This is a genomic window from Streptomyces botrytidirepellens, from assembly GCF_003721215.1.
Classification (GTDB): Bacteria; Actinomycetota; Actinomycetes; order Streptomycetales; family Streptomycetaceae; genus Streptomyces; species Streptomyces himastatinicus.
In genome coordinates, this window is the sequence record NZ_RIBZ01000330.1 from 1 (window position 1) to 12,702 (window position 12,702).

At 70.5% G+C, this 12,702-nt stretch carries 10 protein-coding genes and 1 pseudogene; all 11 read right to left on the reverse strand.

The features are described 5' to 3' along the window. Positions 1–425, reverse strand: a pseudogene (locus EEJ42_RS51180) (ribonuclease E/G); the annotation flags it as partial. 223 nt (positions 426–648) lie between these two features. Continuing rightward, the gene (locus EEJ42_RS29815; protein WP_123104815.1) at positions 649–1,428 is read right to left on the reverse strand and encodes a TIGR03936 family radical SAM-associated protein; all 780 of its coding nucleotides are present in this window, start codon (positions 1,426–1,428) and stop codon (positions 649–651) included. 155 nt (positions 1,429–1,583) lie between these two features. After that, positions 1,584–3,509: a TIGR03960 family B12-binding radical SAM protein gene (locus tag EEJ42_RS29820; protein WP_123104817.1), complete on the reverse strand. Its 1,926-nt coding sequence runs from the start codon at positions 3,507–3,509 to the stop codon at positions 1,584–1,586. A 76-nt stretch (positions 3,510–3,585) separates the two neighbouring features. After that, positions 3,586–5,187, reverse strand: coding sequence for a CYTH and CHAD domain-containing protein (locus EEJ42_RS29825; RefSeq protein WP_123104819.1), 1,602 nt, complete (start codon positions 5,185–5,187; stop codon positions 3,586–3,588). A 51-nt stretch (positions 5,188–5,238) separates the two neighbouring features. After that, positions 5,239–6,372 (reverse strand): rod shape-determining protein RodA, encoded by a 1,134-nt coding sequence (gene rodA / locus EEJ42_RS29830; protein ID WP_246097483.1) that lies wholly within the window; start codon positions 6,370–6,372, stop codon positions 5,239–5,241. Positions 6,373–6,437: 65 nt separating this feature from the next. Further along, complete coding sequence (gene mrdA / locus EEJ42_RS29835) at positions 6,438–8,585, reverse strand: penicillin-binding protein 2 (RefSeq protein WP_123104823.1); 2,148 nt, start codon at positions 8,583–8,585, stop codon at positions 6,438–6,440. Between the two features lie 100 nt (positions 8,586–8,685). Further along, positions 8,686–9,408, reverse strand: a complete 723-nt coding sequence (gene mreD, locus EEJ42_RS29840) for a rod shape-determining protein MreD (protein WP_123104889.1) — start codon at positions 9,406–9,408, stop codon at positions 8,686–8,688. Positions 9,409–9,414: 6 nt separating this feature from the next. Then, a complete protein-coding gene (gene mreC / locus EEJ42_RS29845; protein WP_123104825.1) occupies positions 9,415–10,356 on the reverse strand; it encodes a rod shape-determining protein MreC in 942 nt (313 codons plus the stop codon). Positions 10,357–10,508: 152 nt separating this feature from the next. After that, positions 10,509–11,528, reverse strand: a complete 1,020-nt coding sequence (locus EEJ42_RS29850; protein WP_039941926.1) for a rod shape-determining protein — start codon at positions 11,526–11,528, stop codon at positions 10,509–10,511. A 318-nt stretch (positions 11,529–11,846) separates the two neighbouring features. Then, a complete protein-coding gene (gene ndk / locus EEJ42_RS29855; protein ID WP_123104827.1) occupies positions 11,847–12,260 on the reverse strand; it encodes a nucleoside-diphosphate kinase in 414 nt (137 codons plus the stop codon). 88 nt (positions 12,261–12,348) lie between these two features. Continuing rightward, a complete protein-coding gene (locus EEJ42_RS29860) occupies positions 12,349–12,702 on the reverse strand; it encodes a DUF4233 domain-containing protein (protein WP_123104829.1) in 354 nt (117 codons plus the stop codon).

Sequence of the window (12,702 nt, forward strand, 5' to 3'; positions counted from 1 at the left end):
GCCGGGGCCTCGGCGGGCTCGGACGGCTCGGCGGCCTCCGCCGGAACCACGGTCTCCGCGACCTCCGGCGCACCCGCCGGTGCGGCGGTCCTGCGCGTGGCCCGGCGGCGCGCACGGGCGGGCGGAGCGGCGGAAACGGTGTCACCGTCGGAGGCGGCGGAGGCGTCGGAGGCGCCGGACGCCTCGGCGGCGGCCACGGCGGCACCGGCGGCGATCGACTCGGCCGGTATGGCCGGGACGGCGGGCGTGGTCACCTCGGCGCCACTCGCGGCGCCCACCGGCGGACCGGCGGGGCGGGAGGCCGCACGACGGCGGCGCGGCGGCAGGGTGTCGCTGGGTGAGGTGGAATCCCCGGCGCCGGCGGCGCGCGGCGCGGCTTGTGCCTGGGGCTGGATAGGTTCGGTCGGCTCAATGGGCTCGAGCATGCGGGCGGTTCTCCCGTCACGCTCCCGGGCGCCGCGCCTGCTTCCGGCCGGGCCCCGCGCGCTGCGCGGGTTCCGCCGTCCGGGGCGCGGGCGCCGCACGGGAGCTGTCGTATCGCTCGCCGGGCCGGTTTTCAGGGCCGGGACCGGCGAAAGTCTCCTGGTCAGTGCGCCTGCCGGACCCGGGTGGCTCCCAAGTGCCTGGGCGGCGCATCGACGGCGGTCCTTACGCGGAACCTTCCGGCGCCACCATCGCGGCGGTCAGCTCGGCGGCCGTGGGTGGGGCGGCCTGAACTGCCTCGCGATCGGGCGCGAGCGGGTCGGTCACCGTGCCGGACTCCTCATCGAGCAGCCCCTGCGCCAGCCTGGTCACCGCTGCGGGGACCGGCGGCGCCAGGTCGGCCGTAGCGCGGAGACCGGACAGGACGTCGTCGGGTCGCACGGCAGGTGTCAGATGCCGTACTACCAGCCGCAGTATCGCACAGCCACCGTCGCCAGGCCTATCGCCCCGACCTGCGGACGCTTCCAGGCGGGCCACCGCGGCGCGGGCGTCGAAGGTGCGCATGCCGTTTTTCGTCCGGCGCTCGACCTCGACGGTCTCGGCCTCCAGGAAGGCCGCCACGGCCCGTTCGGCCTCCGCCGGGGCGACCCGGTCGAGCCGGATCTCCCACACGGACGCCTGGAGCCGGTCGGCGAGCCCGGAGGTGCGGGCCTCGACGGCGTCGGTGATGTCGAGCCCGTCGGGCAGCGACTCGTTGAGCAGCGCCCGCAGCGTCTCGGGGTCCCGCGCCTCGGTGAGCTGGATCTCCAGGTACTCGGCCTCACTGCCGGTGCCGGTGGGTGCGGCATTGGCGTACGACACCTTGGGGTGCGGGGTGAAGCCCGCCGAGTACGCCATGGGCACCTCGGCGCGGCGCAGCGCCCGCTCGAAGGCGCGCTGGAAGTCGCGGTGGCTGGTGAACCGGAGGCGGCCGCGCTTGGTGTAACGCAAACGGATGCGCTGCACCGCGGGTGCGGGCGGCGGGCCTTCGGGCTGTCGCTTGCCCAGGGGACTGTCTCCTTGTGCTTCTTCGCTTGTCGGCGCACGGGCCTGTGCGGCCCGTGCGCCTTCCAGCGTACTTTGTGACCGGCCGGTTGCCCGAGGGCTACCTCGCCCGAGGGCTACTTCACGACCGAGAGCGGCAGCAGCTTGCGGCCGGTGGGACCGATCTGGATGGACGTGTCCATCTGCGGGCAGACGCCGCAGTCGAAGCACGGGGTCCAGCGGCAGTCCTCGACCTCGGTCTCGTCGAGCGAGTCCTGCCAGTCCTCCCACAGCCAGTCCTTGTCGAGACCGGAGTCGAGGTGGTCCCAGGGCAGGACCTCCTCGTAGGTGCGCTCGCGGGTGGTGTACCAGTCGACGTCCAGCCCGAAGTCGGGCAGGGTGCGCTCGGCGCACTCCATCCAGCGGTCGTAGGAGAAGTGCTCGCGCCAGCCGTCGAAGCGGCCCCCGTCCTCGTAGACGGCGCGGATGACCGCGCCCACCCGGCGGTCGCCGCGCGACAGCAGGCCCTCGACGATGCCGGGCTTGCCGTCGTGGTAGCGGAAGCCGATCGAGCGGCCGTACTTCTTGTCGCCGCGGATCCGCTCGCGCAGCTTCTCCAGCCGGGCGTCGGTGTCCTCGGCGCTGAGCTGCGGCGCCCACTGGAACGGGGTGTGCGGCTTGGGGACGAACCCGCCGATCGAGACGGTGCAGCGGATGTCGTTCTTGCCGGACACCTCACGGCCCTTGGCGATCACCTTGGTCGCCATCTCGGCGATCTGGAGCACGTCCTCGTCGGTCTCGGTCGGCAGACCGCACATGAAGTACAGCTTCACCTGCCGCCAGCCGTTGCCGTACGCGGTGGACACCGTACGGATGAGGTCCTCTTCCGAGACCATCTTGTTGATGACCTTGCGGATGCGCTCGGAGCCGCCCTCGGGGGCGAAGGTGAGACCCGAGCGGCGGCCGTTGCGGGTCAGCTCGTTGGCCAGGTCGATGTTGAAGGCGTCCACCCGGGTCGACGGGAGGGACAGGCCGATCTTGTCTTCCTCGTACCGGTCGGCGAGGCCCTTGGCGATGTCGCCGATCTCGGTGTGGTCGGCGGAGGAGAGCGACAGCAGGCCGACCTCCTCGAAACCGGTGTTCTTGAGGCCCTTGTCGACCATCTCGCCGATGCCCGTGATGGAACGCTCGCGCACCGGGCGGGTGATCATGCCCGCCTGGCAGAAGCGGCAGCCGCGGGTGCAGCCGCGGAAGATCTCCACCGACATCCGCTCGTGCACGGTCTCGGCGAGCGGCACCAGCGGCTGCTTCGGGTACGGCCACTCGTCGAGGTCCATGACGGTGTGCTTGGAGACGCGCCACGGCACGCCCGAGCGGTTCGGCACGACGCGGGAGATCCGGCCGTCGGCCAGGTACTCCACGTCGTAGAACTTCGGCACGTAGATGCTGCCGGTGCGGGCGAGGCGGAAGAGCAGTTCGTCGCGGCCGCCCGGACGGCCCTCGGCCTTCCAGGCGCGGATGATCTCGGTCATCTCCAGGACGGCCTGCTCTCCGTCGCCGATCACCGCGCAGTCGATGAAGTCCGCGATGGGCTCCGGGTTGAACGCGGCGTGGCCGCCCGCGACCACGACCGGGTGGTCCACGGTGCGGTCGGCGGCGTCCAGCGGGATACCGGCGAGGTCGAGCGCGGTGAGCAGGTTGGTGTAGCCCAGCTCGGTCGAGAAGGAGACGCCGAAGACGTCGAAGGCGGACACCGGGCGGTGCGCGTCCACGGTGAACTGCGGCACCTGGTGCTCGCGCATCAGCTCTTCGAGGTCCGGCCAGACGCTGTACGTGCGCTCGGCGAGCACACCCTCGCGCTCGTTGAGCACCTCGTAGAGGATCATGACGCCCTGGTTGGGCAGCCCGACCTCATAGGCGTCCGGGTACATGAGCGCCCAGCGGACATCGCAGGAGTCCCACGGCTTGACCGTGGAGTTGAGCTCGCCGCCCACGTACTGGATCGGCTTCTGCACATGGGGGAGCAGGGCCTCAAGCTGTGGGAAGACCGACTCGACAGACATCAGTAACCTTCGTGCGCGGACAGGGGTGACCCTCAAGCGTACCGGTCCCGTCCGGGCCGGATCGCCACGGCCGGCTCTACGGTCGGCTCTCCAGCGCCGCCCGGTGCTCCCGGCGGGAGACCTCGGCCCACAAACCGGGCAGTTCACGCTCGCGGGCGGCCGCGAGGGCCTCCTCGCGGCCGTAGAGCAGGCCGACGGTGAAGGTGGACTCCCCCGCCGCCTGCGCCTGGACGGCCAGCTCGCGCAGCGCCTCCCGCGCGACCACGCTGTCCTGGTGGTCGCCGAGCAGCTCCTGCACCTCGGTCATCAGCCCCGCGAACGCCTTCGCGGGCGCGCCGAGCGCCGGGCGGGCGACCTCGGCGGCGTAGCGGGCGCGCTTGGCGTCCTTGCGGGCCTCGTGCAGGACGACGTCGCGCTCGGGCCCCGAGGGGGCGTCCAGGACCGGCTCCAGGCGGTCCGCGAGCCGTTCGTAGTCGCGCAGCACGGCCTTGCGGATCACCTCGGCGGCCGGGCGGGCGGCGGCCCGGCGCAGCGGCGGATCGGTCAGGAGCGCGTCGAGGGTGTCGAGCAGCGCGAGATAGCGCTCGCCGTCGAGGACGCCGATCAGCCGGTCGCGCGAACCGGTGCGGCGGGCGTGCGACCAGATCTCCAGTCGGGCGGCGACGGGGCCGAGCCGCAGTTCGACGGGCACCTCGGCGAGCCGTTCGCCGATGCGCGCGGTGAGCACTTCGCGGTCCCGGTCGATGCCCAGCTCGGCGGCCAGCCACTTCAGCTCGGCGCCGATGGGGTCGGTGACGGTGCGGTCCAGGACCTTGCGGTACGAGCGGAAGACGCTGCGCAGCCGGCGGGTGGCGACCCGCATGCGGTGCACGGAGTCGTAGGTGTCCAGGCGCACGGCGGGGTCGAGGGTGACGATCGCGGTGATCTGGCGGCGTACGTAGTCCAGGACGATGTCACCGGCGGTGGCCGTGGCCTTCTTCTTTCCTGCGGCCTTCTCTCCGGCCTTCTTCTTGCCGGGCTTCTTTCCGGGCTTCCGACCGGCCTTCTTCTGTCCGCCCTCGCGCGGGCCGGTTTCGGCCAGGGCGCGGGCGAGCTTGGAGGGGAGGTCGGCACGGCGCAGCCCGGCGTCCGTCAGATGCGGTTCCAGGGTGTCGAGCAGCACGGGGTCACCGCCCTCGGCCAGCTCCACCTCGACCTCGGTCCAGCTCACCGGGTCACTGGGGGCCGGGGCCAGTCGGCGCGCGGTGACGGTGTCGGCGGACAGCTCGGCGAGCAGCGTGCCGTCGTCGTCCACGAGGTGCCGGACATTCCGCTCCGACAGCAGGTGGACGAGGGGTACCAGGCCGGTGCCGCGGGTGCGGGAGCGTACGAGGCCCGCGAGGTGGGCGGGCAGCGTGTCCGAGAGCGGGGCGCGGATCTCGTCCCGTACGTCCGGGCCCACCGGCAGCTTGAGGTGCCAGCCGGCGTCGTCGCCCCCGGTGCGGCGGCGCAGCGTGATGCCGTCGGCGGCGAGCCGCTGCCCGGGGGTGTCGTAGTACGTGGCGTCGAGTGTGACGACGCCCCGGTCCCTCACCTGCGCGATCCCGGCGACCCCGGCCAGCTCGGGCAGGCCGCCGGTCCCGGCGTCACCATCGGTGGTCTCGTACTTGCGTTCGATCTCCCGCATCATGTCCACCATGGCCTGAATGTAGTCGCCCGGCGCCCTCGGCGGGAGGTCCCTCGGCGCGGGTCAGGCCGATACGGGGCGTTGCACCTTGATGGACTGGAGCAGTCCGATCCCGATCCATACGGCGAACATCGACGAGCCGCCGTACGAGACGAACGGCAGCGGCAGACCGGCCACCGGCATGATGCCCAGCGTCATCCCGATGTTCTCGAACGACTGGAACGCGAACCAGGCGATGATCCCGGCCGCGACGACCGTCCCGTACAGCTCGGTGGTGCCCCGGGCGATCCGGCAGGCGCGCCACAGGACGACGCCCAGCAGCACGATGATCAGGCCCGCGCCGAGGAAGCCCAGTTCCTCCCCCGCGACCGTGAAGACGAAGTCCGTCTGCTGCTCGGGCACGAACTGGCCGGTGGTCTGGGTGCCGTGGAAGAGCCCCTTGCCGGTGAGACCGCCCGAGCCGATCGCGATGCGCGCCTGGTTGGTGTTGTAGCCGACGCCCGCCGGGTCCAGGGCGGGGTTGGCGAAGGCGGCGAAGCGGTCGATCTGGTACTGGTCCAGGACGTGCAGCTGCCAGATCAGCAGCGCGCCGAGCACCGCGGTGGTGATCAGCCCGGCGATCCAGCGGTTGGACGCGCCGGAGGAGAGGAGCACCGCGAGCACGATCACCGCCATGACCATCACCGAGCCGAGGTCCGGCATCAGCATCACGATCGCGATGGGCAGCGCGGCCAGGCCGAGCGCCTGGACGACCGTGCGGTGGTCGGGACTGAGCCGGTCGCCCGCGTCGACGCGCGCGGCCAGCAGCATCGCCATGCCCAGGATGATCGTGATCTTGGCGAACTCGCCGGGCTGGAGGGAGAACCCGGCACCGATCACGATCCACGCGTGCGCGCCGTTGATGGTCGAGCCCAGCGGGGTGAGGACGGCGAGGACGAGGATGACGGACAGCCCGTACAGCACCGGCACCGCGCCGCGCAGGGTGCGGTGGCCGAGCCAGACGGTGCCGATCGCGAGCAGCAGCCCGATGCCGGTGTTCAGGGCGTGCCGGACCAGGAAGTAGTACGGATCGCCCTGGTTCAGCTCGGTGCGGTTGCGGGTCGCCGAGTACACCAGCACCGCGCCGATCGCGGACAGCGCGAGGCAGGTGAGCAGCAGCACCCAGTCCAGGCGGCGCAGCAGCGAGTCGCGCGCCATGAGCTTGCGCCAGGTGCCGCGCTCGGGAGTGAAGCGGGGGACGGAGTAGCCGTGGGTGGACGCGCTCACTGCTGCGCACCTCCCCGCCGCCGGGTGTCGCCGAGCAGGGCGAACGGCTTGCCCACCGGCTGGGCCTCGATCGAGCCGTCGGAGGAGATCTTGGGGAGGTCGGTCTGCGGCTTGGGCAGCAGCGCCTTCTTCTCGTTGATCTTGCCCTTGCCGTCGACCCCGTACAGCGCGTTGTAGATCTTGCGCACGGCCGGACCCGAGGCGCCGGAGCCGGTGCCGCCCTGCGAGATCGTCATGACGACCGAGTAGTCCTTGGTGTACGTCGCGAACCACGAGGTGGTCTGCTTGCCGTAGACCTCCGCGGTACCGGTCTTGGCGTGCATCGGGATCTTGTCCTGCGGCCAGCCCTGGAACCGCCAGGCGGCGGTGCCCCGGGTGGCGACGCCCGCGAGCGCCTTGTCGATCCGGTCGTGAGTGTCGCCCTTCATCGGCAGCTTGCCGTGGGACTTGGGCTTGATCTCCTGGATGTGCTTGCCGTCCGGGCTGACGATCGCCTTGCCGACGGTCGGGTCGTAGAGCGTGCCGCCGTTGCTGATCGCCGCGTAGATGGTGGCCATCTGGATCGGGGTGACGAGGGTGTCGCCCTGGCCGATCGAGTAGTTGACGGAGTCACCGGCGCGCATCTTCATGCCCTCGAGGCAGTTCTCGTAGGACAGCCGCTGGGTGTAGTTCCCGTCCTTCTTGCCGTTCTTGCACCAGGCGTCCTTGTTGGCCTTCCAGAAGTCCTTCTTCCACTGGCGGTCCGGGACCCGGCCGCTGACCTCGTTGGGGAGGTCGACGCCGGTCTCCTTGCCGAGGCCGAACTGATGGGCGGTCTTGTAGAACCAGTCCCCCGGGTGCTTCTTGGGCTTGTTGCCGCCGTCCTTCTTCCACTGCTCGTAGGCGAGCCGGTAGAAGACGGTGTCGCAGGAGACCTCCAGCGCGCGGCCGAGGCTGATCCCGCCGTGGTTCTCGGACTCGAAGTTCTTGAAGACCTGGCCGCCGATGTTGAACGAGCTGGTGCAGGCGTAGGGCCCGTCGAAGCCGTACCCGGCGTTGACCGCCGCGGTCGTCGGGATCACCTTGAAGATCGAGCCGGGGGCCGCCTGGCCCTGGATCGCCCGGTTCAGCAGCGGGTAGTTGCTGTCCTTGCCGGTGAGCTTCTTGTAGTCCTTGCCGGAGATGCCGCCGACCCAGGCGTTGGGGTCATAGGCCGGGTTGGACGCCATCGCCACCACCCGGCCGGTCTTGGCCTCCATGACGACGACCGAGCCGGAGTCCGCCTTGTACTTCGTGCCGGTGTTCCGGTCGTACTGCTTGCGGGCGTCCTTCATCGCCTGGTCCAGCTCTTTCTCCGCGACCGCCTGGACGCGTGCGTCGAGGCTGGTGACGACGTTGTCACCGGGCCGGGCCTGCTGGCTCTCCCGCTGGCCGATGACGCGGCCGAGGTTGTCGACCTCGTAGCGGGTCACCCCGGCCTTGCCGCGCAGCTTGCTGTCGTACTCGCTCTCCAGCCCGTTGGAGCCGACCTGGTCGGAGCGGAGCAGCGGCGACTTGGTGTGCTCGGCCTTCTTGATCTGCTCATCGGTGACCGGCGAGAGGTAGCCGAGCACCTGAGCGGCGTTGGAACCGGCCGGGGCGGCGTAGCGGCGCACGGCGGTGGGCTCGGCGCTGATCCCGGGGAAGTCCTCTTCGCGCTCGCGGATCTGGAGCGCCTGCTTGGCGCTGGCCTCGTCGGTGATCGGGATGGGCTGGTACGGGGAGCCGTTCCAGCAGGGCTGCGGGGTCTCGGCGTCGCACAGCCGGACCTTGTCCTGGACGTCCTTGGGCTTCATGTTCAGGACGCCCGCGAGCCGGGTGAGGACGGCCTCGCCGTCGTCGGGCTCCTTCATCAGCGCGGTGCGGCTGGCGGAGACCACGAGCCGGGTCTCGTTGTCGGCGAGGGGCACCCCGCGGGCGTCCAGTATCGAGCCGCGCACGGCCGGGTGGACGACCTGCTGGACGTGGTTGTTGGCGGCCTTCTCGGTGTATTCGTCGCCGTTGCGGATCTGTAGGTACCAGAGACGTCCGCCGAGGGTGAGCAGGAGCGAGAAGACGAGGATCTGGATGGCGACGAGGCGGACGGTGACCCGGGGAGTCCGTCCGGTCTCCGGGATATTGCTCATGGCGCTCCGTTGAGGGTGGAGGCGGGAGACGGGAGGGCTGCGGGCGACCGGAGGGCGGCGGTCGGCGGAAGAGCGGCGGGGGTCGGCGGGAGGGCTGTGCTCACAGGCGCTTGACCCCCTTGAGCTTGATGCGGCCGTCCTTGATGCGGCCGGTCCGCTTCGTCGCCTTCGTCAGCAGGCCGCCGCCCTGGCCGCCGAACCGGGCGGCCCGGCCGGGGCGACGGAACCGGCTCATCCGGCCGGCCCGGACGCTGCCCGCCGAGGTGATCCAGCGGGTGCCGCCCTCGGTGCCGGTGCCGCCGGTGCTGTCGGCCATCCGGTCGTTCTCCCCGCGTCTGGCCAGCCCCATGATCAGCGGCACCGTGAAGGGCGCCAGCAGCAGGTCGTAGAGGGCGGCCGTGAACAGCAGCTGGCCCAGGCCCACATGGCGGGCCGCGTCGTCGCCGACGAGGATGCCGACCCCCGCGTACAGCAGTGTGGCGCCGATGGCCGCCGCGACGACCACCGCCATCGGCCCGGCGGCCGACCGGAGCTGGCCGCTCTCGGGCTTGGCGAGCCCCGCCAGATAGCCGACCACGCACAGCACCAGGGCATAGCGCCCGGCGGCGTGGTCGGCGGGCGGGGCGAGGTCGGCGAGCAGCCCGGCGCCGAAGCCGACCAGGGCGCCGCCGGTGTGGCCGTAGACCAGCGCGAGGCCGAGGACGACGAGCAGCAGCAGGTCGGGGACGGCGCCGGGGAGTTGCAGCCGGGCGAGGACGCAGATCTGGACGACGAGGGCGATGACGACGAGGACGGTGGACAGGAGGACACGGTTGAGGCGCAGCATCGGTCAGCTCCTGTCGGCCGGGTTCGTGGCGGTGGCGGAGGGGGTGGCCGTGACGGTGACCGTGGGCGCCGGCTTGGGTTTGGCGGGCTTGGGCGGCAGCACGGTGTCGCGCGGGTTGGAGCGCGGCGGCTGGACGACCACGCCGACGATGTCCAGCCTGCTGAAGCGGACGTAGGGGCGCACCTGGAGGGTGCGGGTGAGGTCGCCGCCGGTGGGGTCGACGCGGACCACCTTGCCGACCGGGACGCCGGGCACGAACGGCTTGTCGGCCTGGGAGCCGAAGGTGACGAGCCGGTCGCCCTTCTTGATCTTGGCCTTGCCGTTGAGGAGCTGGACGTGCAGGGAGCGGTCGCCGCGTCCGGTGGCGAAGCCCAGCTCGCTGGACTTCTCCATCCGGGTGCCGACCGTGAAGTCGGGGTCGATGGCGAGCAGCACGGTGGAGGTGGAGGGGCCGACCGTGGTGACCCGGCCGACGAGTCCGTCGCCGTTGATGACGGTCTGGTCGCGCTGGATGCCGTCGTCGCTGCCGACGTCGAGGGTGACGGTCCAGGAGAAGCCCTGGGAGGCGCCGATGCCGATGACCTCGGCGCCCTTGATGCCGTACTGGCCGGTGCCCGCGACCCGGCGCAGCTTGTCGAGTTCGACGGAACGGGCGCGGTTGCGGTCGTCGCTGCCGAGCCGCTGCCTGAGTCTGGTGTTCTCCTGCTCCAGTTGACTGATCCGGTTGTGCCGCGCGTCGGAGTCCCGGACGGCGGCGACGGCGTTGCCGACCGGATCGACGGCGCTCGCGACGCCGTCCTCCACCGGGCCGAAGGCGGAAGCGGCGGCCTGACGGGCGCCGTCGAGGGGCGAGTCCTCGCCGCCGCGGATGTCCACCGTGATCAGTGCGAACGCGATGGCGATCAGCAGCACCAGGAGCAGCCGGCTCTCTCGTGTGTCCCTCACGTGCGGCGACGTGCCTTCCTCGTCGAAGTCGGACCGGTCCCGATCTCGTTGTGGCCGTCCGGTCCTTAAGGAGCCTTATGCCTGTATATCAGCGGATCCGCCGATGCGCCGTACGGGCGACACACCGCCCGCACGGCCGATCCGCCTGGTTGTCATCTGCGCGGCTGGGCGTCCAGCACCTGCTGGAGCGCCTCGAATTCCTCCACGCACTTGCCGGAGCCGAGCGCGACCGAATCCAGCGGATCCTCGGCGATGTGGATGGGCATGCCCGTCTCACGGCGCAGCCGCTCGTCGAGGCCGCGGAGCAGCGCGCCGCCGCCGGTGAGCACGATGCCGCGGTCCATGACGTCACCGGACAGCTCCGGCGGGCACTTGTCGAGCGTGGTCTTGACCGCGTCGACGATGGAGTTGACCGGCTCCTCCATGGCCTTGCGGACCTCGGCGGCGGAGATCACGACGGTCTTGGGGAGCCCGCTGACCAGGTCACGGCCGCGGATCTCGGTGTGCTCCTCTTCCTCGCTCTCGAACGCGGAGCCGATCGTGATCTTGATGTTCTCGGCGGTGCGCTCGCCAAGGAGGAGGCTGTACTCCTTCTTGATGTGCTGGATGATCGCGTTGTCCAGCTCGTCGCCGGCCACCCGGATGGACTGGGCGGTGACGATGCCGCCGAGCGAGATGACGGCGACCTCGGTGGTGCCGCCGCCGATGTCCACCACCATGTTGCCGGTGGCCTCGTGGACCGGGAGACCGGAACCGATGGCCGCGGCCATCGGTTCTTCGATGATGTGCACCTGGCGGGCGCCCGCCTGGGTGGACGCCTCGATGACGGCGCGGCGCTCGACTCCGGTGATTCCGGACGGAACGCACACGACCACCCGGGGCCGGGCCAGATAGCGGCGCTTATGGATCTTCAGAATGAAGTACCGCAGCATCCGCTCGGTGATCTCGAAGTCGGCGATAACGCCGTCCTTGAGCGGACGCACGGCGACGATGTTGCCAGGGGTGCGGCCGATCATCTTCTTTGCCTCGGCGCCCACGGCGAGAATTCCGCCGGTGTTGGTGTTGATGGCGACGACGGATGGCTCGTTGAGGACGATCCCGCGGCCCCTGACGTACACCAGCGTGTTGGCGGTCCCGAGGTCGACAGCCATGTCACGGCCGATGAACGACATGTTGTTCCCCATGAGGATACGTCAGGCCTTCCCTGCTGGAGCGATTGCTTGCTTGAGGTCGGCAGGATGTGGTGCGCTGCGAGCGCGGAAGCTTCATCGTAGTCACGCCCGCGCGAACACGCTGCGGGGGTCCTCCGCCATTGTCAGCAGAACACGAGCCCGCCCCCTCTAATGGTGACGTCGTGTCGCGGAGATGCGTTCCCCCGATCGGCCCGCATATGCCAAGGGGCGGCCGAGAAATTCGACCGCCCCCAGGTCAGCAGGGGTGTGACCACCTGATGATCGATCAGAGTGAGATCAAGCCGAGATCAGGTGGGATCAGGCGAGACCGGGAAAGAAAATCTTGATTTCCCGCTCCGCCGACTCTTCGGAGTCCGAGGCATGGATCAGATTTTCCCGAACGATGGTGCCGAAATCGCCACGGATGGAACCGGGCGCCGCGGCGATCGGGTCGGTCGGACCGGCCAGCGCCCGGACTCCCTCGATCACGCGCTCGCCCTCGACGACCAGCGCCACGACCGGCCCGGAGGACATGAACTCGACCAGGGGCTCGTAGAACGGCTTGCCGACGTGCTCGGCGTAGTGCTGCTCCAGCAGCTCACGACCCAGCCGGCGCAGCTCCAGGGCGGAGATCGTCCAGTCCGCCTTCTGCTCGATCCGGCCGAGAATCTCGCCCACCAGTCCGCGTCGTACGGCGTCGGGCTTGAGAAGGACGAGCGTGCGCTGGCTCACGGTGCGGGCTCCTTTGGCAGTGACATGGAAGAACTGGCATGCGGGTGAAGCTGTGCGGCTGAGGCTACATGGGTGATCGTCGGCCACGTCACGCAGCGTCAGGCGAGGCGGCGGAGGCCGCGGCGAACCGCTCCTTCGCCCGGTCGACCTTGCGGCCGAAGTGGACGGAGGCCCACCACAGCGCGGCGAAGACCACGCCGAGGAAGAACATGGTGGTCACGACGAAGCCGCTCAGCACCAGCCCGATCTGGAGGGCCCAGCCGATCTGCACCGCGCCGGGACGGCTCAGCATTCCGCACAGCAGTACACACAGTGCCATGGCGATGCCGCAGACCGTCCACACGGTGCCCATCGACAGGCCGGACACCTTCATCGCGACCAGCCCGGCGAAGCCGATCACGAAGAACTCGCCGATCAGAGTGGAGGCGCACAGCGTCCGCAT

Bases quoted from the DNA above. Each gene is read 5' to 3' on its own strand.
- EEJ42_RS29820 (WP_123104817.1), bottom strand. From the start codon at position 3,509: ATGTCTGTCGAGTCGGTCTTCCCACAGCTTGAGGCCCTGCTCCCCCAT.
- rodA (WP_246097483.1), bottom strand. From the start codon at position 6,372: ATGGCGCGCGACTCGCTGCTGCGCCGCCTGGACTGGGTGCTGCTGCTC.
- EEJ42_RS29825 (WP_123104819.1), bottom strand. From the start codon at position 5,187: ATGGTGGACATGATGCGGGAGATCGAACGCAAGTACGAGACCACCGAT.
- mrdA (WP_123104823.1), bottom strand. From the start codon at position 8,585: ATGAGCAATATCCCGGAGACCGGACGGACTCCCCGGGTCACCGTCCGC.
- EEJ42_RS29850 (WP_039941926.1), bottom strand. From the start codon at position 11,528: ATGTCGTTCATCGGCCGTGACATGGCTGTCGACCTCGGGACCGCCAAC.
- EEJ42_RS29860 (WP_123104829.1), bottom strand. From the start codon at position 12,702: ATGCGGACGCTGTGCGCCTCCACTCTGATCGGCGAGTTCTTCGTGATC.